Here is a 25,779-nt window from a genome sequence, read left to right as displayed (position 1 = left end):
TAGGGCACTTCTATTGAGTGATAAATATTGTTAAATATGACAGAATGTATGCCAAAAACTTACAATCAAATGGAAGAAGGTTATGGAGGCTGTCAACCTCAATCGGCTGGCCTATTTCGCAGCCGTCGTCGATACCGGCTCGTTCACGAAAGCTGCCGAGCGCCTCGCGATCACGAAGACGGTCGTCAGCCAGCAGGTTGCGCGGCTGGAAGCTGAGTTGAAAACCAGCTTGCTCCTCCGAACAACACGACGCGTCGAGCCGACTGAGGCCGGCAAGCTTCTCTACGCGCGCTGCGTCTTGATTTTCCGCGAAGCCGAGGACGCGGTCGGTGAAATCACCCGCGCAAATGCCGAGCCGACAGGCATGCTACGCATTGCTGCGCCCAATGATTATGGTGCGAGCACGATCGCTCCGATTGCTGCATCCTTTATCCGGAAGTACCCCGCTTGCAGGGTCGAGCTTCTGCTCGCCGATACGAAGATGGATCTGCTCGCCAATCAGATCGATCTGTCGATCCGTGTTGGTTGGCTCGATGATTCCAGTCATCAAGCGAGACGGATCGGTTCGTTCCGGCAGCTTCTTGTTGCGTCTCCCAGCTTCTCCGCCACGCTCAGTTTGAACAGTCCAGAGGATGCGGCGGGCCAGCCGTTTATCGCCAATCTGGCCCTCAAGGAGCCGGTGGTCTGGAGGTTTATCCAAGGCGATTTCGACAGGCGGACCGTGCGGATGCAACAGAACCTCATGAGCAATTCGACGCCTGCGGTTCTCGCGGCCACGCTTGCGGGGGCAGGCATATCCGTGCTGCCGGATTTTCTGGCTGAAGAGCATATAGACGCTGGCCGACTGACAAGATTGTTGCCGGACTGGAGCCTGCCGGCCGGAGGAATCTATGTCGTCTATCCGGCAGCTCGGTTCCGCACACCCAAAGTCACGGCTTTTGTCGCAATGCTGACGGGGGGCCGCTCGCGCGACTAGGCTGCGCCATCGGCGCAGCCCTGCAGTTGTTTACTTCCACTGCGTCGCGTCGCCGGCGCCACAGCCGTAGGGCGGCAAGGAATTGGCAAAGGTGTTTTTGAGCTTGGCGCAGCCCCAGCTGTTGATTGGGCCGGGCATGGAATTGTTGAGCGTGATTCCGATTTCATCATAGGGGCTGTCGCTGTTGGTCACATAGCGATACCAGCGGAAACCGGTAAGAACGACAACGGCAAGAGCGATCGTCAGCAGCAGGCGAACCAGTCTTTTCATGATATTTCCTTTAAATACAAACGTCGCCGTGTAGCACCCAGATGTCGAAGCTGAAAGCGCTGCTGCCAACGGGCAAGGCGATACGGAGAAAGATATCTCCAGTGCAGGACCAGGCGGCGTGTTGAGGCGTGTTATGCGCGCCCCCTTAAAGACCATCATATGGCGGATCTTGATGGCCAGATCTGAATCGACTCATCTTGGGCAGCACACGCCAGCTGACGTTGAAGCGAACTGTCAGGCCATGCAGGGCTTTGCAAAGCAAACTCCGACGCCATATTCTCGCCTTGACAATGACCCCTTCCCCAAATTCCTTCAGGCGCTATGGTGTCGGAAAGCAAGGGCGAGCATGGGACAAGATAAGAGCCACCTCCTGCAGCGGATGACGATTGTTGGTGATCTCGAGGTCGCCTCCTTTGTCCCATGGATCCGGCGCCATGCCGCTAAGCTTGGGCTCTCGCACACCATATCTCATACGAGTTCGATGCGGATTGAACTTGAGGTTGCTGGGCCAGAGGAACTCATCGACATGATGGAGATGGGATGCTCTCTCGGGCCCATCGACGTATGGGTCGAGAGGATAGATCGGACGGCGATCAGCGGCGAAAGGACCTAGTGCCGGGCTGTGGCACATTTCCCCCGTGCATATTATTTACTCATTGTTGCCAATGCGAAATAATTATGCAAACCTGATAAGGTTGAGCGGAATTGCCTCGATGCCGAGGTGGGACGTGCTCGGCAAGCATATGATTTTGTTTGGGAACTCTAGTCATGCCATCCGCTACGACCGGCTTTTGGACGCCAGTCGCCCTGTCCCGGGATTTGCCGGCCGGAACCGTCATACCGGCACGGACGGCAGCCGGATCGATTGCCCTGTGGCGCAGCGCTTCGGGGCGCATATCGGCATCGGCGGATCGTTGTCCGCATCGTGGCATGCGCTTGTCCCACGGCTTCGTGCGCGGCGAGACGCTCTCCTGTATCTATCACGGGTGGAGCTACGGCCAGGCCGGAAACTGTCTCCGCATTCCGGCCCATCCGGGGCTGACGCCACCGGAAACCATTCGCGTCGCCACCCATGACGTCGAGGAAACAGATAACGTGATCTGGGTGGCTGTGGGTACGCCCGCTTCGAAGCCGCCGAGGCTTGATGGTCTCGCTCCCTTGCGTTCGCTGACGGCGTTCGCCGGCATCGCGGCGATCGAGGCGGCGGCCGGTGCGAAGGCGAGCCCTGACGGTCTTGTCGAGATCGACGCATCCACCGGGGCCGTCTGTCTGTTATTATCCGCTTGGGAAGACGGACAGACGCTGATCCATGTGCTGCTGAAGGCTGACACCGACCCCGCGGCGGGCATCGGCGCCTCACGGGTCGCCGAGAGCTTGCGTCGCCGGGCTGAGGGTCTTCAGAGGGAGATCGCGCAATGACCATGCAGGCGATGATCGACGAATGGTATCCAGTCGGGCTTTTCAGCCAGCTCGACAGCGCAGGTCGCACGACGGCGCTGATGGGCGAGCCGATCGAAGTGGCTTGCGATGCCGATGGCAATGCGAAGGTGACGGGCGGCGATGGCCGCGTTCTGCCGGTTCGTGTGCGTTACGGTCATGTCTGGTCCTCCCTCGGCGAGCCGAAGAAGGAACTTTTCCCCATTCCCGAGGCTGACCAGCCCGGCCGCCGCTTCGTTGATGTCGGCGTGGTGCGGGTGCGCTGCTCGCCCCTGCGTGCCGTCGAGAACTTTCTCGACATCGCCCATTTCCCCTTCGTCCACACCGACATTCTCGGCGCAGAGCCGCACACCGAGGTCCAGAACTACAAGGTCGAGATCCGCGAGGAAGAAGACGAGGTCTGGGCAACGCAGGTGAAATTCTACCAGCCGCAGGCCGCCAAGTCGGCAAGCGGCGGGATCACGACGGAATACATGTACCGCGTGCCGGCCCCCACCTGCTCCGTGCTTTACAAGACCTGCCCGCCGCGCCCGAGCGAATGGGATGTCATCACGCTCTTCGTGCAGCCGCTGGCCGAGGACCTCTGCGACGTCTGGCCATGGATGGCGCTCTTCGACGACGAAACCGCGATGACCGACCTCATCCATTTCCAGCAGACAATCTTTCTGCAGGACCGTTCGATCCTCGAAAACCAGATACCGCGGCTGTTGCCGCTCGACCCCGGCATGGAAATCCCGACGCGGGCCGATCTGACATCGATCGCTTACCGGCGCTGGCTGAAGCGTCACAACTATACCTACGGCGCACAGCTGGTGGCGCAATGAAGCTCTACGACTACATTCTCTCGCCCAGTTGCTACAAGGTGCGCCTGATGGCGGCGCTGATCGGCGTGAAGCTTGACCTGCGCCCGGTGGATTTCCATCCCGGCGCCGAGCATCGCGGCCCCGAGCTGCTTGCGCTCAACCCGGCAGGCTCCATTCCGATCCTGGAGGATGGCGACCTGATCCTGACGGAATCGTCGGCGATCCTCGTCTATCTCGCCGCCAAGGCAGCACCCGAATGGCTCGGCAGCGGTAAGGCCGAGGAAGCGGCGCGGGTGCAGCAATGGCTGTCATTCTCCGGCCGGCTGACGGCAAACCTCGGGGCAGCACGGCTCCATGAAATGCTGTTGCGGCCGGGCGATATTGGCGCTCTGCAGGCCCAGGGCATCGCCGCCCTTCGCGAGCTTGAAGCCGGGCTTGTCGAGCAGGGCCTTCGCGGCATGCGTTTCCTCGCTGCCGACCGGCCGACAATTGCCGACATCGCCTGCTTTCCCTATGTGGCGCTGGCGCCCGATGGCGGCGTCACGCTGGATGCTTATCCCGCCATCCGGCTCTGGTCCCGCGCGCTGCGCGCCCTCGACAAGTTTATCGAGATGCCAGGCATTCACCGGCTGCACGAGTTGAAGCCCGAACCTCAAATCGAACCGGGCGAGGCGTGAGATGGCTGGATATCTCCTGAAGAACTGCGCAGCCGTGATTGTCGACGAGGGCAAGGGGCCGGTCGTTCATCGCAATGTCGATCTCCTGACCAGCGGTCCGGCGATCGTGGCGATCGGCGAAAATCTGGAGGCGGACGCACTGCCTGTCGGCACGGCCGTTCAGGATGCTGCCGGCTGGTTTGTCTATCCCGGTCTCGTCAACACCCATCATCACTTCTTCCAGTGCTTCGTGCGCAACCGCGCCGATCTCGACTGGACGAAGCTCTCGGTGATCGAGTGGCTGGACCGCATCTACCCGATCTTTTCGCAGCTCAACGAGGAGTGCTTTTACCACTCCTCCGTCACGGCGATGGCCGAGATGATCAAGCATGGCTGCACCACGGCCTTCGACCACCAGTACAATTTCCCCCGGCATGCCGGGAAGCGGTTGATCGACCGTCAGTTCGAGGCGGCCGAACTGCTCGGCATGCGTTTCCATGCCGGCCGCGGCGGCAATACCCTGCCGAAGTCGGAAGGCTCGACCATTCCCGACGAAATGCTGGAAACGACCGACGAGTTCATCGCCGACTGCGCCCGGCTGATCGAGAGCTACCACGATACCAGCCCCTTCAGCATGCGCCAGGTCGTGGTCGCGCCCTGCCAGCCGGTGAACTGCTATCGCGAGACCTTCGTGGAATCGGTGGCATTGGCGCGCGATCGCGGCGTCATGATGCATACCCATGTCGGCGAAGGCGAAAGCCCGGTCATTCAGGCTCGCCACGGCATGCGTACGGTCGACTATCTGGAAGAACTTGGCTTTGCCGGGCCCGACGCCTTCTATGCCCATTGCTGGGAGCTCACCCACGACGAACTCAGGAAGATGGCTGCCAGCGGCACCGGCGTCGCGCACTGCCCGGAGCCTGTCTATCTGGTCGGCGCTGAGGTCACCGACATTCCCGCCATGGCCGCCTTCGGCCTGCGCATCGGCCTCGGCTGCGACGGTGCTGCCTCCAACGACAATTCCAACCTGATGCACTGCCTGCACTCCGGCTACATGCTGCAGTGCCTCGTCGCCTCCGGCCGCGCCCATCCCGTGCCGCCGCCGGTCGATTTCCTCGGCTACGGCACGTCAGGGGGCGCCAGCCTGCTCGGCCGGCGTGATATCGGCCGGCTGGCGCCCGGCATGGCCGCTGACCTGTTTGCGATCGACACTCGCCGTATGGATTATGTCGGCACGCGGCACGATCCGCTGAGCCTGATTGCCCGCGTCGGCATCGGCATGGCGACCGACATGACCATGATCAATGGCCGCATCGTCTGGCAGAAGGGCGAATTCCCCGGTCTCGACGAGGCCAAGCTGTCAGCCGATGCCGAGGCCGCACTATCCGCCGTGGAATTTTAAAAAAACCAAAAGAGGGAACTGAGAACATGACCAAACTGACCCGCAGAAACCTGATGACGGCCGCTGCCGCCACCGGCCTTGCCGGCGTGCTCGGCAGCCGCCTTGCTTTGGCCGCCGACGAACCGCTCGGCATCACGCTCGTCGTCCCGTCGCCGATCGGCGACGTCGGCTGGGGGCATGCACTTGCCGCCGGTCTGGAGCCGATCAAGGCCGCTTACGGCGACAAGGTGAAGGTCACCGTGCTCGAGAATATCGCGGAAGGCCCGGACGCCGACCGCATCATGAACAAGACCGTCGCCGACGGAAACAAGTTCCTGGTCGCCGGCTCTTTCGGCTATCAGAACGGCGCCCTGCAGATCGCACGCCGCGATCCGAGCGTCACGGTTCTGCACGCCTCCGGCTTCCAGGTCGCTCCGAACTTCTCGCCGTTCGCCGCCAAATATTTCCAGGGCACCTATCTGCTCGGCATGGCTGCCGCAGCCCTCTCCAAGACCGGCAAGCTCGGCTCCGTATCCGCCTTCGCGATTCCCGAACTGATCACGTCCATCAACGCCTTCACCCTCGGCGCCCAGGCCGTCAAGCCGGATATCGAGGTCTCGGTGGTGTGGGTGAACTCCTGGTTCGACCCGGCCAAGGAGCAGGAGGCCGCCAAAGCCCTGATCGCGCAGAAGTGCGATGTGATCTTCTCCAACGCCCAGGACACGCCGTCCGTCATCTCGGCCTGCGAGGAAGCCGGCGTCTACGCCTTCAACCTCAACTCCTCGATGAAGAAATACGCACCGAAAACCTATCTCGGATGCATCTCGACGGACTGGTCACCTTTCTTCAAGGCATCGGTCGACGCCCATCTCGCCGGCACGTTCAAGGGCGCCAATGCGTTCCTCGGCGTCGCCGACAAGGTCGTCGAAGTGGTCGACTGGAACCCGGATGTTCCGGCTGACGTGATGACCAAGATCAAGGAGATCGAGGCGAAGATTGCCGACGGCAGCTTCTCGCCCTTCACCGGGCCGATCGCCAAGGCCGACGGCAGCGAAGGTGTCGCATCCGGCGCAACCATGGCCGACGCCGAGATCATCGCCATGAATTGGCACGTCAAGGGCGTGTCCACGCCGCTGCCGAAATAAGCCATGACGACCCCGCTCCTGTCGCTGCGCGGCATTTCGAAGAGTTACGGCCAGATCCACGCCAATCAGGCGATTGATCTGGACGTGGCGCCGCAATCGATCCATGCGATCCTCGGCGAAAACGGGGCGGGAAAATCGACGCTGATGAAGCTGATCTACGGCGTCGAGCAACCGGACGACGGGGATGTCGTCTGGGAAGGAAAACCGTTGCGCCTCGCCTCCCCTGCCGAGGCGAGGCGCAACGGCATCGGGATGGTCTTCCAGCACTTTTCGCTGTTCGAGACCCTGACCGTCCTGGAGAATATTCGGCTGGTCGTGCCGGGCCGCAAGGCTGAGCTCAAGGAACGCATTCGGACGCTTGGACGGGAGTTCGGCCTCGAAGTCGATCCGCTCGCCCATGTGCATGCGCTGTCCGTCGGCGAGCGGCAACGGGTGGAGATCATCCGAAGCCTGATGACCAATCCGAAGCTGCTGATCCTCGACGAGCCCACCTCCGTCCTGCCGCCGCAATTGGTGGAAAAGCTGTTCGACACGCTGCGCCGGCTGCGCGACGGCGGCGTTTCCATCCTGTTGATCTCCCACAAGCTCGAGGAAATCCGGGCGATCTGTGACCGGGCGACGATCCTGCGCGGCGGACGGGTGACCGGGGATGTCGACCCGCGCGAACATGATGCCCATGACCTTGCCCGCATGATGATCGGCCGCGACATGCCCGCCCCCATCTCGGCGCTGCCGCTGTCTGGCGGGGAAAAGCGGCTGGAGATCATCGGGTTGGATTATCAGCCCGACGATCCCTTCGCAGTGCTGCTCTCCGGCATCGGCCTCGAAGTGCGTGCCGGCGAAATCCTCGGGATCGCCGGTATTTCGGGCAACGGCCAAAGCGAGCTTGCCGCGTTGATTTCAGGTGAGACGGTGCTGGGGCGCGACCAACGCGACCGGATCTACATGATGGGGATGGATGTTGGCAGGCTCGATGCCGCCGCGCGGCGGACGCTCGGATTTGCCTTCGTTCCGGAAGACCGGCTCGGACGCGGCGCCGTACCCGAAATGTCGCTCGCCCTCAACAGCCTGCTGACCGCCCATCCGCTCAAGCTTTTGCGGCACGGTCTTGTCGACAGGGCGCGGGCGTTGGCGTTCACCGAGGATTGCATCCGTCAGTATGATGTGCGCACACCCGGCCCGGATGCGGAAGCCGGCACTTTATCGGGCGGCAACCTGCAGAAATTCATCGTTGGCCGCGAAATCATGCTGTCTCCCAAATTGCTTTTCCTGGCGCAGCCGACCTGGGGCGTGGATATCGGCGCCGCATCCGCCATCCGCAGCCGTCTGGTCGCCTTGCGCAATCAGGGCATGGCGATCCTCGTCATTTCCGAGGAGCTGGAAGAACTGTTCGAGCTCTGCGATTCCATCCAGGTGTTGCATCACGGCCGGCTCAGCCCGCCGCTCGCTACGCGAGACACGAAGCCCGAGGAGATCGGCCGATACATGATCGGGGCACAAGCCTCGCCCGAGAAAGTCCAGTGATGAGTGCTTGGTCCCTTGCTTTCGTTCCCACCCTGGTCCGTCGGGAGCGCGCTTCGCTTGCCGCGACCTTGATCGCGCCCGTCATAGCACTTGTCATAGCGATCGCGCTCAACCTCGGCCTTTACATCTTGATGGGCCGCGACCCTGTCGCGGTTGTCTATGCGATGCTTTTCGAGCCTTTCCTCTCCTGGGCGTCCTTTTCGGAAGTGCTTTTAAAAGCAGGCCCGCTCCTTCTGATCGCACAGGGGCTGGCAATCGGCTTTCGCGCCAAGGTCTTCAACATCGGCGCCGAAGGCCAGTTCATTCTTGGCGCGATCTTCGCCTCTGCCATTCCGGTCTGGTTTCCGCAAGCGACGGGTCAGTGGATCTGGCCGGCAATGCTGCTGCTCGGCGCAATCGGCGGCGCACTTTGGGCTTCTCTCACCGCCTTCTGGCGCGTACGCCTCAATGCCAACGAGATTCTCGTTTCTTTGATGCTGAGCCTGGTTGCGGCGCAGCTGCTGAACTACCTGCTGCTCGGCCCGTGGAAGGATCCGAACGGCTTCAACTTCCCCCAGTCGGTGATGTTCCAGTATGATGCGATGGTGCCGACCCTGATTGCCGGTACCCGCGTCAATGTTTCATTCCTCATCACGCTCGCTTTGTCGGTTGCGGCCTGGGTCTTCATGCAGAGGAGCTTCATCGGTTACAAACTGCAGGTCGGCGGTCTGGCGCCACGGGCTGCCGGCTATGCCGGCTTCAAGGAAGGTTGGGCGATCTGGCTTTCGCTGCTGATCGGCGGCTTTGCGGCCGGTCTTGCCGGTGCCGCCGAAGTCGCAGGCCCGCTCGGCCAGCTGCAGCGTTCGGTCGCGAGCGGCTATGGCTATGCGGCCATCATCGTCGCCTATCTCGGCGGCCTGCATCCGATCGGCATCGTGATCTCGGCGCTGGTCATGGCGGTCATCTATATCGGCGGCGACAATGCCATGGTCTCGGCCAACCTGCCGATCGCCGCTGTCCGTGTCTTCCAGGGCAGTCTGCTGCTCGCCTACCTGATCGCCGTCGCCTTCGTGCGCTACCGCCTTGAATGGCGCCGCGCTGCCCATCGGAGCCCGTCATGAACGCCATCGAGTTCATTCTTGCCGGCATGCTTGCGGCTGCGACACCGTTTCTTCTGGCAGCACTCGGCGAACTGGTGGCCGAGCGCGCCGGCGTTCTCAACCTCGGGGTCGAGGGATTGATGGCCTTCGGTGCCGTGCTCGCCTTCATTATCGTCTACCAGGGCGGTGGACATCTCCTGGGCTTCGTCGCAGCCGGGCTCGGCAGCGCTGTCCTTTCGCTGCTCTTCGCCTTCGTCACGCTGGGTTTCCGGGCAAACCAGGTGGCAGCGGGCCTTGCCATCGGCATTCTCGGCCAAGGCCTCTCCGCGCTTTTCGGCAAGACCTATGAAAGCCTCACGGTCAGGGGACTTCCGAAGCTCGCCCTTCCCGGGCTTTCGGAATTGCCGGTTGTCGGCGGCCTTTTCGTCCAGGACATCGTCGTGTGGATTTCGCTCGTCGCGACTCTCGCTCTCTGGGCCATATTTGCCTACACCAAGCTTGGCCTCATCGTCCGCGCCGTTGGCGAGAACCCGAAGGCCGCCCATGCCATCGGCTACTCGGTAGTCTCAGTCCGCGTCCTCGCCATCGCCTTCGGCGGCGCGATGGCCGGTTTCGCCGGCGCCTATGCGTCCGTAGTCTATACACCACTCTGGGCCGATGGAATGATTGCTGGGCGCGGCTGGATTGCCATCGCCCTCGTCGTCTTCGGGACTTGGCTCACCGGCCGTATCTTCCTCGGCGCCTGCCTCTTCGGCGCGGTCTCGCTGATGGGGCTTGCAGCCCAGGCAACCGGACTGGACGTGCCTTCGCAACTGCTCTCGAGCCTGCCATATCTCGTCACGATCATCGTGCTCGGCATTATTTCCGCCGACCGTCGCCTGCTGAAACTGAACGGTGTCGCTTCGCTCGGCGAACCATTCGAGCGATAGAGTATAGTGCGGAAAGCGGTTTTCGGGATCAAACGCCTACGTAACGCGCCGGCGAAAAAGCCCGTGGTCAGCCGCGATCGCGTTTCTTGCGACCGCGCGCCTCAAATTGGACGAGCAGCGACTTGAGTTCGATCTCGCGAACGCGTCGTGCCGCTTCGTCCGGGCTGACCCATTCGAGAATACGCTGACCCCGCTCCTTGAAATCGCCGCTGATTTCCGTGACTTCAATCTGAAACATATCGACGATACAGGGCGCCACATCGCCATTGTCGAGTTCTTTCAGATAAGTATAGCGCCCAACCGGCTTCTTCTTCACCACCCCGCGCACGCCGGCCTCCTCCCAGGCCTCGATTGCTGCTGCTTCGAAAGGCTTTTTCCCTTTCATCGGCCATCCTTTCGGGATGACCCAGCGTGCGTTCTCGCGAGACGTGATCACCAGGATTTCGAGCTCGGATCCGGCAGTGCCGTGACGGAAGCAAATAGCGCCGTATTGTTGACGGAATGCACCAGCGAACAGCACTTCAGGAACAGCAGCGAGCTGCCGCAGCAGTGGCTGGGACTTGTCCGGTCGAGGCTTGCTGCCTTTTTTGCTAGGTGTCATATCGATTGAGTTGCCGAATTTGCTTGTTGCTTCAATTGCCTGAGCGTGTTTATGACAGATTTATGACAATCGGCCGCACGAGGAAGGTTCCCAGGCATGATGAGCATTTTTCGCAAGCTGATGCCACGGGAAGACAGATTCTTTGAAATGTTTTCCAAGCACTCGAAGACCGTCGTTGCCGCGGCGCACGCCCTCGATCAACTCCTGAAGGGCAATGACGTTGAGAAAAACTGCGAACGAATCGTCGCATTGGAAAACGAGGCGGACGACGTCACGCGTGACGTTCTTCTTGCCGTTCGACGAAGCTTCATCACGCCCTTCGACCGAGGTGACATAAAGGACCTCATTCAGTCGATGGATGATGCGATCGACATGATGCACAAGACAGTCAAGACGATCCGCTTGTTCGAGCAATCCAGCTTCGATCCGCTCATGCAGGAGATGGGCAGTGAAATCGTCAAGGCGGCAAACCTTGTCGCGGAAGCGATACCCCTCCTCGACAGATTGGGAGCCAATGCGCAGCGTCTCGCGGCCATCGCGGAGGAGGTCACCCGAGTGGAGGGACGTTCCGACGATCTCCACGACCAGGGTTTGAAGGACCTGTTTCTGCGTCATGGCGCCGCCGGCAATGCGATGGCCTACATGATCGGAAGCGAGATCTACGGAGAGCTGGAGAAAGTCGTCGACCGCTTCGAGGATGTCGCGAACGAAATCAGCGGCATTCTCATCGAGAACGTCTGATGGATGCCTCCCTCGCTCTGCCGCTGCTGGTCGGCCTGGTCGTTGTCGCACTGTTCTTCGACTTCCTCAACGGTCTGCATGATGCGGCCAATTCGATCGCCACAATCGTATCGACCCGCGTCCTGCGGCCGCAATATGCGGTCGCCTGGGCGGCATTCTTCAATTTCATCGCATTCCTGTTCTTCGGCCTGCACGTGGCCGAAACGCTGGGGACCGGCATCATCGATCCTGCGATCGTTTCGCCTCAAGTGATCTTCGCCGCACTCATGGGCGCGATCATTTGGAATATCCTCACCTGGATTTTCGGGATTCCATCGAGCTCGTCGCATGCGCTTGTCGGTGGGCTGGTGGGGGCCGGTCTTGCCAAGGTGGGCTTCAGCTCGATTGTCTGGAACGGCCTTCTAAAGACCGTCGGTGCCATTTTCCTGTCGCCAGCCATCGGCTTCCTGCTTGCCCTGGTGCTGGTGCTCGCCGTCTCCTGGCTATTCGTCCGGCAAACGCCGTTTGCGGTGGATCGCACATTTCGCATCATGCAGTTCGTGTCTGCTTCGCTTTATTCGCTTGGCCACGGCGGAAACGATGCGCAGAAGACGATGGGCATCATCGCGGTGCTCTTGTTCAGCCAGGGATATCTCGGCCCGACATTCTACGTGCCTTTCTGGGTGGTCATTTCCTGCCAGTCGGCAATGGCTCTCGGTACGCTCTTTGGCGGATGGCGGATCGTTCACACCATGGGGTCGAAGATCACCCGGCTCAACCCCATGCAAGGTTTCTGCGCAGAGACGGGCGGAGCCTTGACACTATTCGGAGCGACGTGGCTCGGTATTCCCGTTTCGACGACGCATACCATCACCGGAGCAATCGTCGGAGTGGGCGCGGCGCGTCGTGTCTCAGCCGTGCGCTGGGGATTGGCCGGCAACATCGTGATAGCCTGGATCGTAACGATGCCGGCGGCTGCAGCAATATCCGCCGCGTTCTACGGCCTCGTATCTTTGCTGCGATGAAATGAGGTGATGGCCAGGCAATCGCCACACTTGCCCTTCCCTTTTGAGCTTTGCCGTTGGCAAATACCGACGAATAAAGCGGGCAGAATCCATTCTGCCGTCTGCGTCATCGCAGCTTCGATATTGCGTGCACTGCACAAATAGAGCGCTCCCATGACTGCGACTACGTTAGCAATCGCACAAAACGGAAGCAGAAAATAAAAAGCCTAAGAAATAGGCATTCGTTAATTCTTACCATTTCTCCTTTTACTTCATGCTGTTACCAATTCCTCTCGAAATTGGCACGCTGCTTGCAGGTTCTGAGACGCATCGGTCAACGGCGACTGGTGCGGATAGGCGCGGCATAAGCGCCTACATTAGACACCGACGTCGCAAGGTCTTTGCAATCCGGGATTCTCTCATCCCCTGGACGCAAATTCCGGCGGCGTTTTTTTGTGTCCAAATTCAGCCAGCAGAGGGAACCTGCGCATGACAAAGAATTTGCAGACTGGGATTTCAACAACCGGCATGACCCGCCGCAACATGCTCAAGACGACCGCAGCGGCTGCCCTCATCGGCGCCGTCAAGACCGCCTTTCCGTCCGGCGCCTTCGCAGCTGGGGCAGGACCTGAGGTGACAGGTGTCAAGCTCGGCTTTATCGCGCTCACGGATTCCGCACCGCTGATCATCGCCAAGGAAAAGGGCTTCTTCGACAAGCATGGCCTTCCGGAAACGGATGTGGCCAAACAGGCATCCTGGGGTGCGACCCGTGACAATCTCGTGCTGGGCGGCGCGGCAAACGGCATCGACGGTGCCCATATCCTGTCGCCGCTCCCCTATCTCATGCATACCGGCAAGGTGACGCAGAACAATAAGCCGGTGCCGATGGCAATCCTCGCCCGCCTCAACCTCGACAGTCAGGGCATTTCCGTCGCCAAGGAATATGCCGAAACCGGCGTGCAGCTCGATTCCTCCAAGCTGAAGGCGGCATTCGAGAAAAAGAAGGCGGAGGGCAAGGAGATCAAGGCCGCCATGACCTTCCCGGGCGGCACCCATGACCTCTGGATCCGCTACTGGCTCGCCGCCGGCGGCATCGATCCGAACAAGGACGTTTCGACCATCGTCGTGCCGCCGCCGCAGATGGTTGCCAACATGAAGGTCGGCAACATGGACGTCTTCTGTGTGGGCGAACCGTGGAATGAGCAGCTCGTCAACCAGGGCATCGGCTTTACCGCAGCCACCACCGGTGAGCTCTGGAAGGGTCATCCTGAAAAGGCGCTCGGACTGCGCGCCGAATGGATCGAAAAGAATCCCAATGCTGCCAAGGCCCTGCTGATGGCTGTCATGGAGGCTCAGCAGTGGTGCGAGAGCATGGACAACAAGGCGGAGATGGCTGACATTCTCGGCAAGCGCCAATGGTTCAACGTCCCGACGAAGGACGTACTCGGCCGCCTCAAGGGCGACATCAATTATGGCAACGGCCGCGAGGTCAAGGCCACCGACCTCTATATGAAGTTCTGGAAGGACGGCGCCTCCTACCCGTTCAAGAGCCACGATACCTGGTTCATGACGGAGAACATCCGCTGGGGGAATCTGCCGGCGAGCACCGACATCAAGGCGCTGGTCAACCAGGTAAACCGCGAAGACGTCTGGCGCGAAGCCGCCAAGGATCTCGGCGTCGCGGCGGCCGATATTCCCGCATCGTCTTCTCGCGGCAAGGAGACTTTCTTCGACGGCAAGGTCTTCGACCCGGAAAATCCTTCCGCCTATCTCGACAGCCTTTCGATCAAGGCTGTCGCCTGACCCCGCCGCCGGCGCGCGACGGGCGCGCCGGCCTTTCATTCACGTGAGGAGCGCGTTGATGTCCGCCCTGGCAAATAAAGAAAATCCCTCCATGACCGCCTCTGCCAAGCCTGCGGCAAAGGTTCTGCCATTTTCCGGCAAGCACGGATCGCGGATCGATTTTCGTCGAGCGGCACTGACCGCACTTCGCAATGTCGTTCCGCCGGTCGTCGTGCTGGCACTCATCCTGCTCGTCTGGCAGGTGCTCTGTTCATCGGCGGATGCGTCTTTGCCCTCGCCGCATCGGGTCTGGCAGGATAGCTTTGACCTGATCGCTTATCCGTTTTTCAACTATGGCTCCCAGGATATCGGGCTCGGCTGGCGCGTGCTCGTTTCGTTGCAGCGCGTCGTTTATGGCTTTGGCCTTGCCGCGGTCGCCGGCGTCGTCATCGGCGCGATCATCGGCCAGTCGGTCTGGGCGATGCGTGGTCTCGATCCGATCTTCCAGGTGCTGCGGACGGTTCCGCCGCTCGCCTGGTTGCCGCTGTCGCTCGCGGCATTCCAGGATTCCAACCCCTCAGCGATCTTCGTTATCTTCATCACGTCGATCTGGCCGGTGATTATCAACACCGCCGTCGGCGTCCGCAATATCCCGCAGGATTACCGCAATGTCGCCGAGGTGCTGCGCCTCAACCAGTTCGAGTTTTTCTGGAAGATCATGCTGCCTTCGGCAGCGCCCTACATCTTCACCGGCCTCAGGATCGGCGTCGGCCTCTCCTGGCTTGCCATCGTCGCGGCCGAAATGCTGACTGGTGGCGTCGGCATCGGCTTCTTCATCTGGGACGCGTGGAACTCGTCGCGCCTTTCCGACATCATCGTCGCGCTCGCCTATATCGGCATCGTCGGCTTCGCTCTCGACAAGCTGGTGGCTGCGCTCGGCAAACTTATCACCCGCGGCGCCATGGCCAACTGAGGAAGGTATTTATGAACGGCTATCTTAAGCTCGATCATATCGACAAACATTTCGATCGGGGCGGCGTGCGCGCCGAGGTCCTGAAGGATATCAACCTGACGATTTCCGAGGGCGAATTCGTCTCGATCATCGGCCATTCGGGCTGCGGCAAGTCCACTCTCCTCAACCTCATCGCCGGCCTGACGCCGGTTTCGGCGGGCGCCGTGCTCCTTGAAAACCGAGAGGTCAACGGACCGGGGCCGGAGCGCGCCGTCGTCTTCCAAAACCACTCGCTCCTGCCCTGGCTGACGGTCTACGAGAACGTCAATCTCGCCGTCTCCAAACTCTTCAGCAGAACGAAAACCAAGGCCGAGCGGCACGACTGGGTCATGGCCAACCTCGACCTCGTGCAGATGGCACATGCCAGGGATAAGCGGCCTTCGGAAATTTCCGGGGGCATGAAACAGCGCGTCGGAATTGCCCGCGCGCTTGCAATGGAGCCGAAGATCCTGCTGCTCGACGAGCCCTTCGGTGCGCTCGATGCGCTGACCCGCGCCCATCTTCAGGACGCGGTAATGGAAATCCACGCCCGGCTTGGCAATACGATGGTGATGATCACCCATGACGTCGACGAAGCGGTGCTGCTGTCCGATCGCATCGTCATGATGACCAACGGCCCGGCGGCCCGCATCGGCGAAGTGCTCGATGTGACCATGTCCCGTCCCCGCAATCGCATCGAACTCGCCTCTGATCGGACATATCTCAAATGCCGTGAAGCCGTGTTGAAGTTCCTCTATGAACGTCACCGCTTCATCGAAGCGGCGGAGTAGAAACCGGGAAATAACCTCGGCGTTTGCCGGCCGTGATTTTTAGTCTTCGTGGCGGGTCCGGCAGCGCCTGATTTTAGGCGTTGCGCCCTCTTTACTCCCCGGGCGTTGCAAATACCGCGCTGGCATCGCTGACAATTTCCACATGGGAATATGCCGCCTGCCCCGCGGCCGCGGCGTCCGCGCGCATGATCGCGGTCACGATCCGGCCGTGCTCCTCATAGGATTTTGCCAGACGTCCAGGCAGACGGAACTGCGCCCGCCGAAAGGGCGCGAGCCGCGCCCGCGTCTGCGTCACCATCTCGAAGACATGATCATTATGCGCGCCACGATAAAGCCGGGTATGGAATTCGGTATTGTGAGCCGAATATTCCTCTTCCGCGCCGGCATGCACCAGCCTCACCGATGCCCGATGCTCCAACTCCAGCGCGCGCCGCTCGTCAACCGTCATACGCTCGGCCGAGAGCCTGGCGCAGATCGCTTCGAGTTCGGCCATCGCTTCGAACATCGAATGCAGATAAGCCTCGGTGACATTGGTAACGACGGCACTGCGGTTTGGCTCGCGCGCAATCAATCCCATGGCGCCCAGCTCACGCAGAGCCTCGCGTACCGGCGTGCGCGAAACGTCGAAACGAACCGCGAGCGACACCTCGTCCAACTTCGCGCCGGGCAGGATTTCACCCGTGACGATCATGTCGGCAATCGCTCGCACCATCTGTTCGACGGTGGTTCCGGTACGGATCACTTCTCTGCGCCTAGTCTGCTTCACGATACGAATCTGCTCACGTCAACATTCTGCATACAGATGCGGTTCGAGACTCGATAAGTCAAATCTAGTGGCGAAGATATTGTTAAATTTTCGCTTTCTGATGCACGAGCACCTCAGGAAATCCGACTTTATGCCAACTGCGCAGTCACAATGAACAAGAAATATCTATTGATTACTTTTTGCGCAAAGATTCGATCAATCTGCATGCACTTTGCAATACGCAAATCTTGTCGTGACAGATAAACTATAAAAAACAATAGATTAATTTCTGGCACATGCATTGCATGCACTTTTCTGTACCTGTTCACAACCGGCCCAGCGCCGCAAGGAGCATTCCGATGACCAAACTCCTTTCCATGAACCGCCGCAATTTTCTCCAGGCTTCCGCTGCCGGTGCACTCGCCGGCGCCATGCCCGGCCTGATCGGCTCCTCCGCCGCAGCCCAAACCGCGCTGACCGTCGGCTTCATCTATGTCGGCCCCAAGGACGACTACGGCTACAACCAGGCGCATGCGGAAGGTGCGGCCGTTATCAAGGCGCTACCGGGCGTGACGCTGGTCGAAGAAGAGAATGTGCCGGAAACCGTCGACGTCCAGAAGACGATGGAATCCATGATCAACCTGGACGGCGCGACCCTGCTCTTTCCGACCTCCTTCGGCTACTTCGACCCACACATGCTGGCCGTGGCCGCTAAACATCCCGACATCCAGTTCCGGCACTGCGGCGGTCTCTGGCAGGAAGGCAAGAACCCGGCCAATACGGGCTCCTATTTCGGCTATATCTTCCAGGGCCAGTATCTGAACGGCATCGCCGCCGGCCATGCGACGAAGAGCAAGAAGATCGGCTTCGTCGCCGCCAAGCCGATCCCGCAGGTTCTGCAGAATATCAACGCCTTCCTGCTCGGCGCGCGCGCGGTCGATCCTGGTATCACCTGCCAGGTGATCTTCACCGGCGAATGGTCGCTTGCCGTCAAGGAGGCCGAAGCCACCAATGCGCTGGTCGACCAGGGCGCCGACGTCATCACCTGCCACGTCGACAGCCCCAAAGTGGTCGTCGAGACGGCTGCCGGCCGCGGTGCCTTCGTCTGCGGCTATCACGCCAACCAGAGCCCGCTTGCTCCTGAAAAGTACCTTACCGGCGCCGAGTGGGCCTGGGGCAACGTCTATAGCGATTTCGTCAAGAAGGCGCAGGCCGGCGAAAAGCTCGGCAACTTCGTGCGCGGCGGCCTGAAGGACGGCTTCGTGAAGATGAGCGCGCTCGGCCCCGCCGTGTCCGCGGAGGGCCGCAAGACCTTCGAAACCACGCAGGCGGAGATGATGAAGGGCGGCTTCTCGGTCTTCAAGGGTCCGTTGAAGGACAATAAGGGCGACACTGTCGTGGCTGCCGACAAGAGCTACGCCGAAGACGCGATCGAGCTCGAGAGCATGAATTATCTGGTCGAGGGCGTCGTCGGGTCCACAGCGTAAACGCGAAGGGAGAAGCGCCATGACCATAGAGGCCAATGATCCCGCAATAGCCATCGTGGAAAAACCGGCTTCGCTGCGCCCCGTCCTCGAATGGATCGCGAGGCGAGCCGAGCCTGTTGTCATCGGCCTCGCGGCCATCCTGATCGGTCTTGCGCTCTTCTCCCTCTTCATCCTGGCGGTCGGCAAGTCGCCGGCCACCCTCTTCCAACTGATGTATACCGGCGGCTTCGGCAGCTGGTTTTCGGTGCAGAACAGCTTAAGTCGTGCCGCACCCCTTCTCCTGACGGCACTCTGCGTCGCCCTGCCCGCCCGTCTCGGCCTCGTCATCATCGGCGGGGAAGGAGCGGTCGTGCTGGGCGGCGTTGCCGCCGCAGCCATGGCTCTGCCGCTCGCCGGCACCGCGCCTGTTTTCCTCACTCTCATTCTGATGGCAATCGCTGCCATGGTGGTCGGCGGCATCTGGATCGGCCTTGCCGGTTTCCTGCGGCACTATCGCGGCGTCAATGAAACCATTTCGTCGCTGCTGCTCTCCTATATCGCCATCGCCCTGATGAACCAGTTCGTCGAAGGGGTGCTGCGCGATCCTGCAAGCCTCAACAAGCCGTCGACCAGGCCGCTGCCGGCGGACTACATGCTCGGCAACATTCCCGGCATGGACGTGCATTGGGGCCTCGTCATCGGCATCCTCGCCTGCATGATCTCCTGGATCGCGATCGAGGCGACGAGCTATGGTTTTGCCGCCCGCATCGCCGGCGGCAACGTGCGCGCCGCGCAGATCCAGGGGCTGCCGGTGGGCAAGCTGATTGCCGGATTTACCGCGCTTGCCGGCAGCTTTGCCGGTCTGGCGGGCATGATCGAAGTTGCGGCGGTGCAGGGAAGTGCCAACGCCTCGCTTGCCGCCGGCTACGGTTATACCGGTATCCTCGTCGCCTTCCTCGCCAGGCACAATCCGCTGGCGATCATTCCGGTCGCGATCCTGCTCGGTGGCATCGACGCCTCGGGCGGCCTCATCCAGCGGCGCATGGGCCTGCCGGATGCGACGGTTCTGGTGCTGCAGGGGACGCTCTTCATCGTCATTCTCTTCTGCGAGACCTTCTACGGCCGCTTCAAGATCTTCAATCCCGACCTCTGGAAAAGGAGCCTCTGATGGAAGAGACAGGCATCGGCATCTGGGGCGTGCCGCTGGCGATCTTCGCCGGCGCCATCCGCGTTTCCACGCCCTTCATCTTCGTCAGCCTCGGCGAGACGATCACCGAACGCTCCGGCCGCATCAATCTTGGCCTCGAAGGCACACTGGTCTTCGGCGCTATGACGGCCTATGCGGTGGCCGTCATGACTGGCTCCCCGACCCTCGGCGTGCTGGCCGCAATGATGGCGGGCGCGATCTTCGGCCTCATACACGGCTGGATCTGCAAATTCCCCAAGGTCAACGACATCGCCATCGGCATTGCCATGATGCAGTTCGGTCTCGGCATGGCGTTCTTCCTCGGCAAATCCTTCATCCAGCCGGTTGCCCCGAAACTGCCCTCGATCCCGCTCGGCGGCTGGTCGAGCACTCCGCAAGTCCAGGCGGCGCTCAATATCAACGTGCTGTTCTTCATCGGCGCGGCACTTGCCCTCTTCCTGTTCTGGGCCTTCAAGAACACCCGCATCGGCCTGATCCTGCGCGTCGTCGGCGACAGCACCGACGCGGCCCGGGCCATGGGCATCCATCCGGACCGGGTTCGCTTGCTGGCAACGGCAGTGGGCGGTTCGCTGGCGGCAATCGGCGGCGCCTATCTCTCGCTCTACTATCCGGGCTCCTGGAACGAAGGCATCTCGTCGGGCCAGGGCCTGATGGCGGTGGCTCTCGTCATCTTCGCTCGCTGGAATCCGATCGGCTGCTTTCTCGCTGCCCTGCTTTTCGGCGGTGCTGGCGCGCTCGGCCCGGCGCTGCAATCGGTCGGCGTCACGCAAGGCTACTACCTTTTTTACGCCGCGCCTTACGTGCTCACCCTCATCATCCTGATCGCCACCTCCTCGCCCACCCGTTCGCTCGCCGGTGCGCCGGGTGCGCTGTCGCTCACGAAATAACGGAGCCTTCCGATGAACGGACTTGGCGGTCTCAACAAATCCGAACACGGCGTCGGTATCGGCCTGGTGCAGCTCCAGCTGCCGGTGACCGTTACCAAAGCGGACTTGGCAAAACAGACGCAGGTGATCGTCGATCTGGTGGCCAAAGCGCGGCGCAACCAGCCGGGCATGGACCTCGTCGTCTTTCCCGAATACGCGCTGCATGGCCTTTCCATGGACATCAATCCGGAGATCATGTGCACGCTCGACGGGCCGGAGGTCGCGGCCTTCAAGCAGGCCTGCAGGGACAACCGGATCTGGGGCTGCTTCTCGATCATGGAGCTGAACCCTGGCGCCATGCCCTACAACTCCGGCATCATCATCGACGATCAGGGCGAGTTGAAGCTCTATTACCGCAAGATGCATCCCTGGATCCCCGTCGAGCCCTGGGAGCCCGGCGATCTTGGCATCCCTGTCATCGAGGGCCCACGGGGCGCGAAGCTCGCTCTGATCATCTGCCATGACGGCATGTTCCCGGAGATGGCGCGCGAATGCGCCTATAAGGGCGCCGAAATCATGATCCGCACAGCCGGCTACACGGCGCCGATCCGCGATGCCTGGCGCTTCACCAACCAGGCCAACGCCTTCTGCAACCTGATGATCACCGCGAATGTCTGCATGTGCGGCTCGGACGGAACGTTCGATTCCATGGGTGAAGGCATGATTTGCAATTTCGATGGCACGATCATCGCCCACGGAACCTCCGGCCGCGTCAACGAGATCATCACCGCGGAGGTGCGTCCCGATCTCGTTCGCGAGGCCCGGCTCGGCTGGGCCGTGGAGAATAATATCTACCAGTTCGGTCATCGCGGCTACGTCGCCGTCGCCGGCGGCGCGCAGGATGCGCCCTACACCTACATGCACGACCTCGTCGCCGGCAAATACCGCCTGCCATGGGAAGACGAGATAAAGGTCAAGGACGGCACGTCCTGCGGATTTGACAAGCCGATGCGCCGTTACGGCGAACCCCTCAAACCTGCCGCGGAATAGGAGAGAGAATGATGGACGCGATGGTCGAAACCAACGGGCATTTTATCGACGCCGATCCGTATCCGTGGCCCTATAATGGCGCGCTGAGGCCTGATAACACCGCCCTCATCATCATCGACATGCAGACGGATTTCTGCGGCAAGGGTGGCTATGTCGACCATATGGGCTACGACCTGTCGCTGGTGCAGGCGCCGATCGAACCCATCAAACGTGTGCTTGCCGCCATGCGGGCCAAGGGTTACCACATCATCCACACCCGCGAGGGCCACCGCCCGGACCTCGCCGATCTGCCGGCCAACAAACGCTGGCGCTCGCAGCGGATCGGCGCCGGCATCGGCGATGCCGGCCCCTGCGGCCGCATCCTGACGCGTGGCGAACCCGGCTGGGACATCATCCCCGAACTCTACCCGGTCGAAGGCGAGACGATCATCGACAAGCCCGGCAAGGGTTCGTTCTGCGCCACCGACCTCGAACTCATCCTCAACCAGAAGCGCATCGAGAACATTATCCTCACGGGGATCACCACCGATGTCTGCGTTTCGACGACGATGCGCGAGGCAAACGACCGCGGCTACGAATGCCTGCTTCTGGAGGACTGCTGCGGTGCGACCGACTACGGAAACCACCTCGCCGCGATCAAGATGGTGAAGATGCAGGGCGGTGTCTTCGGCTCGGTCTCCAATTCCGCGGCTCTAGTCGAGGCGCTGCCCTGATGCCGTCATTGCGTGCCCATGTCTTTCGCGTGCCAGCCGACGGCCCCGATGACGTTGCCGGCGTCGAGGCGCTCTTTGCTGGCGGCCTTCAGGCGAACAACGTCGTCGCCGTTCTCGGCAAGACGGAAGGCAACGGCTGCGTCAATGATTTTACCCGCGGTTATGCCACCCGCAGCTTCGAGACATTGTTCAGTAGATATGGCGTCGACGGCGTCTCGATCATCATGTCCGGCGGCACCGAGGGGGCGCTCTCGCCGCATTGGACGGTTTTTGCGCGTGAAACAGTAGAAACCCCGGGCGAACGGGCGCTGGCCATTGGTGTGTCGCGTACCCCCGCGCTGCCCCCCGAACATCTCGGGCGCCGGGAACAGATCCTGCTCGTTGCCGAAGGCGTGAAGTCCGCGATGAGGGATGCCGGCATCGATGATCCCGCCGATGTCCATTTCGTGCAGATCAAGTGTCCGCTGCTCACCTCGCGCCGAATTGCCGAGGCCGAGGCAGCAGGCAGGACGGTCGCAACCCACGACACGCTGAAATCCATGGGCCTCTCGCGCGGCGCTTCGGCTCTCGGCGTCGCCGTGGCACTCGGCGAGATAGATGCGACATCGATCGGCGATGCCGACATCTGCACACGTTTCGATCTCTTTTCCCGCTGCGCCTCAACCTCGTCCGGGGTCGAACTCACCGATCACGAAATCATCGTCCTCGGCATGAGCGCAAAATGGTCCGGTCCGCTGTCGATCGACCACGCGGTCATGCGGGATGCGATCGACGCGCATTCCGTCAGGAAAGCCCGCGAACGCCTGCCGGAAAACAGCCGGCTGGCGGCGGTTCTCGCCAAGGCCGAGCCGGACCCGTCCGGCAGGATCGACGGCAGGCGCCACACGATGCTCGATGACTCGGATATTGCAGGCACCCGCCATGCCCGTGCCTTCGTCGGCGGCGTTCTCGCCGGCATCTTCGGCATTACCGATCTCTATGTGTCCGGCGGCGCCGAACACCAGGGTCCGCCCGGCGGCGGTCCCGTCGCCATCATCGTCGAAAAGGAGCAATGAAGTGAGCACAGTCCGCGACACGCCCCTTCCGCAAGCCGGCAAGGCCGTCGGCATCGAGACGCTCGATATGACCATGCGTTTCGGCAGCTTCACCGCGCTCGACAACGTCTCGATCGCCGTTCCGGCCGGCTCTTTTCACGCGCTTCTCGGCGAAAACGGCGCGGGCAAGTCGACACTCGTCAAATGCATCATGGGCTTCTATCACGCAACGTCAGGCTCGTTGTCGGTCGACGGCCGCGAGGTGGCGGTGGCCTCACCCAAGGATGCCGCGGCCTATGGGCTCGGCATGGTCTACCAGCATTTCACACTGGTTCCCTCTCTGACCGGCGCGGAAAATCTGGTCATCAGCCGTAGCAAAGTACCCGCCGTGATCAACTGGGCCAGGGAGCGCAAGGATCTGGCGGGTTTCATGGAGCGCATGCCGTTCAAGATCCCGCTCGACAGACCGGTGAACGAGCTCGCGGCCGGTGAAAAACAGAAGCTCGAAATCGTCAAGCAGCTCTATCTCGGCCGTTCCTTCCTCGTTCTCGACGAGCCGACCTCGGTGCTGACGCCCGCCGAAGCCGATGAGATGCTCGGCATCGTGCGCGGGATGACCGAGCGCGGTGAGCTCACCGTGCTGATGATTTCCCACAAGTTCCACGAGGTGACGAAGTTCGCTGATGCCGTCTCGATCCTGCGGCGCGGCAAGCTGGTCGGCACCGGCAAGGTCGGCGAGCTCTCCACCGCCGAGATGGCGGCGATGATGATCGGCGACGTCAAGCTCGCCGAACTCGACAGCCGTCTGCCGGTGGCGGAAGCGGCAAGGCCGGTGCTGACCGTCAGCCAGGTGAAGGCCCCGGATCGCTCCGGCCTGAAGACGATCGAGATCGACGCGCTGACGGTCCGCTCCGGCGAGATCGTCGGCATTGCCGGCATATCGGGCAACGGCCAGAAGGAGCTGACCGAAATTCTGGCAGGCCAGCGCCCGACGGATAGCGGCCAGGTCACGGTCAATGGCGAGGCTTACGGCGCCACCCGCGATGAAACCCGCAAGAACAGGGTGCGTTTCATCCCCGAAGAACCGTTGCAGAATGCCTGTGCGCCGAAAATGACCGTGAGCGAGAACCTTGCGTTTCGCACCTTCGACTTGAAGTCGGACGGCAAGGACGCAATCTGGCTGAACAAGGGCAGCATGAAGAAGCGTGCCTCGGCGCTGATCTCCGACTTCAAGGTCAAGACGGCCTCTTCCTCCTCGCCAATCGCAGCGCTTTCGGGCGGCAACGTGCAGCGTGCCGTGCTCGCCCGCGAACTGACCGGCGATGTCGATCTGCTGATCGTCTCGAACCCCTGTTTCGGTCTCGATTTCTCGGCCGTTGCCGAAATCCGCGCCCGAATCATGAAAGCCCGCAATCTGGGTGCCGCCGTGCTGCTGCTTTCCGAAGACCTCGACGAACTGCTCGAGATGTCCGACCGCATCATGGTCATTTCGGAAGGCAAGCTGGTTTACGAGACACCGGCGCGCTCGGCCGATATCGGCGTGATCGGCGCCCACATGGCGGGGCATCATTGATGGCAAAGATCAAAGCCGAACCTTTCGCCTTTCCGGTGAAGCACGATGAGCTCGCCCTCATCGTCATCGACATGCAGCGTGATTTCGCCGAGCCCGGCGGCTTCGGTGCAAGCCTTGGCAATGATGTCAGCCGCATTACCAGGATCGTGCCCGATGTCAAACGCCTGATCCAGGGCTTCCGCAATGCCGGCCTGCCTGTGATCCATACGATGGAGTGCCACCGGCCGGACCTTTCCGATCTGCCGCCGGCCAAACGCGACCGCGGCAATCCGTCGCTCAGGATCGGCGACGAAGGCCCGATGGGCCGCATCCTGATCTCAGGCGAACCCGGCACGGCAATCCTGCCGGAACTCGCTCCTGTGAAGGGTGAAGTCGTCATCGAAAAACCCGGCAAGGGCGCTTTCTATGCCACCGAACTCGGCGCCGTGCTGCAAGAGAAGGGCATCAAGCAGCTCGTCTTTGCCGGTGTCACCACCGAAGTCTGCGTGCAGACGACGATGCGCGAAGCAAACGACCGCGGCTATGAATGCCTTCTCGCCGAGGAGGCGACGGAAAGCTACTTCCCCGAATTCAAAGCCGCAGCCATCGCCATGATCCGCGCCCAGGGCGCGATCGTCGGCTGGACCGCGCATGTCGACGACATTCTGGAAAGTATCGCCCATGCCTGAAACGACCCGCGAACGCCTGACGTCAGGCGGCTGGAAGGAGCTGGAATTCGGCCCTTTCCGCGATGCTGTCACCATTCACTGGATCCGCCCCTTCGAGGGTGATCAGCCGGGCGTGGCGCTGCTGAAATATGAGCCTGGCGCCTCCGTTCCCCGTCATCGCCACGAGGGGCTCGAGACCATCCTGGTGCTCGATGGCGTACAATCCGACGAGACGGGCGATTACATCAGCGGCAGTTATATCGTCAATGCGCCGGGCAGCGAACACTCGGTCTGGAGTGATACCGGCTGTGTCGTGCTCATCCAGTGGGACCGGCCCGTGAAAATACTCGAAGACGAAATTGCCTGAACCCGACACCAGCATTGGAGGT

At 61.4% G+C, this 25,779-nt stretch carries 26 protein-coding genes; 23 read left to right on the top strand and 3 right to left on the bottom strand.

Going from position 1 to position 25,779, the window contains the following annotated elements:
- Positions 1–82 precede the first annotated feature (82 nt).
- Complete coding sequence (locus ELH03_RS31970) at positions 83–976, top strand: LysR family transcriptional regulator (protein ID WP_128400763.1); 894 nt, start codon at positions 83–85, stop codon at positions 974–976.
- Positions 977–1,006: 30 nt separating this feature from the next.
- Here the strand turns inward: ELH03_RS31970 and ELH03_RS31965 are convergent, their stop codons facing one another.
- Positions 1,007–1,246, bottom strand: a complete 240-nt coding sequence (locus ELH03_RS31965) for a hypothetical protein (RefSeq protein ID WP_128400762.1) — start codon at positions 1,244–1,246, stop codon at positions 1,007–1,009.
- Between the two features lie 768 nt (positions 1,247–2,014).
- Here ELH03_RS31965 and ELH03_RS31955 point away from each other — a divergent pair.
- From ELH03_RS31955 to ELH03_RS31920, 8 genes are read left to right on the top strand one after another with little or no spacing between them, the layout of a single operon-like run.
- On the top strand, positions 2,015–2,665 hold the full coding sequence (locus ELH03_RS31955; RefSeq protein ID WP_128400760.1) for a Rieske 2Fe-2S domain-containing protein: 651 nt from the start codon (positions 2,015–2,017) through the stop codon (positions 2,663–2,665).
- Positions 2,662–3,507 carry an aromatic ring-hydroxylating oxygenase subunit alpha gene (locus ELH03_RS31950; protein ID WP_128400759.1) on the top strand — a complete coding sequence of 282 codons (846 nt, stop codon included), beginning with the start codon at positions 2,662–2,664 and terminating at the stop codon, positions 3,505–3,507. The genes ELH03_RS31955 and ELH03_RS31950 overlap by 4 nt, the downstream gene beginning before the upstream one ends.
- Complete coding sequence (locus tag ELH03_RS31945; RefSeq protein ID WP_128411173.1) at positions 3,504–4,163, top strand: glutathione S-transferase family protein; 660 nt, start codon at positions 3,504–3,506, stop codon at positions 4,161–4,163. Before ELH03_RS31950 ends, ELH03_RS31945 begins: the two co-directional genes overlap by 4 nt.
- A 1-nt stretch (position 4,164) precedes the next feature.
- Complete coding sequence (locus tag ELH03_RS31940) at positions 4,165–5,544, top strand: amidohydrolase (protein WP_128411174.1); 1,380 nt, start codon at positions 4,165–4,167, stop codon at positions 5,542–5,544.
- 26 nt (positions 5,545–5,570) lie between these two features.
- On the top strand, positions 5,571–6,668 hold the full coding sequence (locus ELH03_RS31935; protein WP_128400756.1) for a BMP family ABC transporter substrate-binding protein: 1,098 nt from the start codon (positions 5,571–5,573) through the stop codon (positions 6,666–6,668).
- A gap of 3 nt (positions 6,669–6,671) precedes the next feature.
- Entirely contained in the window at positions 6,672–8,192 is a 1,521-nt protein-coding gene (locus tag ELH03_RS31930) for an ABC transporter ATP-binding protein (RefSeq protein ID WP_128411175.1), read from the top strand.
- Positions 8,192–9,292: an ABC transporter permease gene (locus ELH03_RS31925; RefSeq protein WP_128400754.1), complete on the top strand. Its 1,101-nt coding sequence runs from the start codon at positions 8,192–8,194 to the stop codon at positions 9,290–9,292. Before ELH03_RS31930 ends, ELH03_RS31925 begins: the two co-directional genes overlap by 1 nt.
- Positions 9,289–10,200: an ABC transporter permease gene (locus ELH03_RS31920; protein WP_003555568.1), complete on the top strand. Its 912-nt coding sequence runs from the start codon at positions 9,289–9,291 to the stop codon at positions 10,198–10,200. Before ELH03_RS31925 ends, ELH03_RS31920 begins: the two co-directional genes overlap by 4 nt.
- 67 nt (positions 10,201–10,267) lie before the next feature.
- Here the strand turns inward: ELH03_RS31920 and ELH03_RS31915 are convergent, their stop codons facing one another.
- Positions 10,268–10,801: an NUDIX hydrolase gene (locus tag ELH03_RS31915; RefSeq protein WP_128411176.1), complete on the bottom strand. Its 534-nt coding sequence runs from the start codon at positions 10,799–10,801 to the stop codon at positions 10,268–10,270.
- Positions 10,802–10,897: 96 nt separating this feature from the next.
- Here ELH03_RS31915 and ELH03_RS31910 point away from each other — a divergent pair, with 96 nt between their 5' ends.
- From ELH03_RS31910 to ELH03_RS31890, 5 genes are all read left to right on the top strand, one after another.
- Positions 10,898–11,542: a DUF47 domain-containing protein gene (locus tag ELH03_RS31910; protein WP_027683091.1), complete on the top strand. Its 645-nt coding sequence runs from the start codon at positions 10,898–10,900 to the stop codon at positions 11,540–11,542.
- Positions 11,542–12,546: an inorganic phosphate transporter gene (locus ELH03_RS31905; RefSeq protein WP_128411177.1), complete on the top strand. Its 1,005-nt coding sequence runs from the start codon at positions 11,542–11,544 to the stop codon at positions 12,544–12,546. Before ELH03_RS31910 ends, ELH03_RS31905 begins: the two co-directional genes overlap by 1 nt.
- Positions 12,547–13,014: 468 nt before the next feature.
- Entirely contained in the window at positions 13,015–14,328 is a 1,314-nt protein-coding gene (locus ELH03_RS31900; protein WP_128411178.1) for a CmpA/NrtA family ABC transporter substrate-binding protein, read from the top strand.
- 58 nt (positions 14,329–14,386) lie between these two features.
- Positions 14,387–15,280, top strand: coding sequence for a nitrate ABC transporter permease (ntrB, locus tag ELH03_RS31895; RefSeq protein ID WP_128400750.1), 894 nt, complete (start codon positions 14,387–14,389; stop codon positions 15,278–15,280).
- 11 nt (positions 15,281–15,291) lie between these two features.
- Positions 15,292–16,089: an ABC transporter ATP-binding protein gene (locus ELH03_RS31890; RefSeq protein WP_128400749.1), complete on the top strand. Its 798-nt coding sequence runs from the start codon at positions 15,292–15,294 to the stop codon at positions 16,087–16,089.
- A gap of 91 nt (positions 16,090–16,180) precedes the next feature.
- Here ELH03_RS31890 and ELH03_RS31885 read toward each other — a convergent pair whose 3' ends face one another.
- On the bottom strand, positions 16,181–16,855 hold the full coding sequence (locus tag ELH03_RS31885; RefSeq protein ID WP_027683086.1) for a GntR family transcriptional regulator: 675 nt from the start codon (positions 16,853–16,855) through the stop codon (positions 16,181–16,183).
- 338 nt (positions 16,856–17,193) lie between these two features.
- Here ELH03_RS31885 and ELH03_RS31875 point away from each other — a divergent pair, with 338 nt between their 5' ends.
- From ELH03_RS31875 to ELH03_RS31835, 9 genes are read left to right on the top strand one after another with little or no spacing between them, the layout of a single operon-like run.
- Positions 17,194–18,321, top strand: coding sequence for a BMP family ABC transporter substrate-binding protein (locus ELH03_RS31875; protein ID WP_128411180.1), 1,128 nt, complete (start codon positions 17,194–17,196; stop codon positions 18,319–18,321).
- A 19-nt stretch (positions 18,322–18,340) separates the two neighbouring features.
- Positions 18,341–19,468, top strand: a complete 1,128-nt coding sequence (locus ELH03_RS31870) for an ABC transporter permease (protein ID WP_130767356.1) — start codon at positions 18,341–18,343, stop codon at positions 19,466–19,468.
- Positions 19,468–20,394, top strand: coding sequence for an ABC transporter permease (locus tag ELH03_RS31865; RefSeq protein ID WP_064654449.1), 927 nt, complete (start codon positions 19,468–19,470; stop codon positions 20,392–20,394). The genes ELH03_RS31870 and ELH03_RS31865 overlap by 1 nt, the downstream gene beginning before the upstream one ends.
- Before the next feature lie 12 nt (positions 20,395–20,406).
- Complete coding sequence (locus tag ELH03_RS31860) at positions 20,407–21,423, top strand: formamidase (RefSeq protein WP_128411182.1); 1,017 nt, start codon at positions 20,407–20,409, stop codon at positions 21,421–21,423.
- Between the two features lie 11 nt (positions 21,424–21,434).
- Complete coding sequence (biuH, locus tag ELH03_RS31855) at positions 21,435–22,136, top strand: biuret amidohydrolase (RefSeq protein WP_128400769.1); 702 nt, start codon at positions 21,435–21,437, stop codon at positions 22,134–22,136.
- Positions 22,136–23,191, top strand: a complete 1,056-nt coding sequence (atzD, locus tag ELH03_RS31850; protein WP_128400746.1) for a cyanuric acid amidohydrolase — start codon at positions 22,136–22,138, stop codon at positions 23,189–23,191. Before biuH ends, atzD begins: the two co-directional genes overlap by 1 nt.
- A gap of 1 nt (position 23,192) precedes the next feature.
- Positions 23,193–24,743 carry an ABC transporter ATP-binding protein gene (locus tag ELH03_RS31845; protein ID WP_130767355.1) on the top strand — a complete coding sequence of 517 codons (1,551 nt, stop codon included), beginning with the start codon at positions 23,193–23,195 and terminating at the stop codon, positions 24,741–24,743.
- A complete protein-coding gene (locus ELH03_RS31840; protein WP_105010402.1) occupies positions 24,743–25,411 on the top strand; it encodes a cysteine hydrolase family protein in 669 nt (222 codons plus the stop codon). The genes ELH03_RS31845 and ELH03_RS31840 overlap by 1 nt, the downstream gene beginning before the upstream one ends.
- A complete protein-coding gene (locus tag ELH03_RS31835; protein ID WP_128400744.1) occupies positions 25,404–25,757 on the top strand; it encodes a cupin domain-containing protein in 354 nt (117 codons plus the stop codon). Before ELH03_RS31840 ends, ELH03_RS31835 begins: the two co-directional genes overlap by 8 nt.
- Positions 25,758–25,779: the final 22 nt, after the last annotated feature.

Origin of the sequence: Rhizobium beringeri (genome assembly GCF_004306515.1) — a bacterium.
Taxonomy (GTDB): Bacteria; Pseudomonadota; Alphaproteobacteria; order Rhizobiales; family Rhizobiaceae; genus Rhizobium; species Rhizobium beringeri.
Note: the sequence above shows the minus strand (reverse complement) of the source record. Positions and strands in the feature narration are given on the sequence as shown.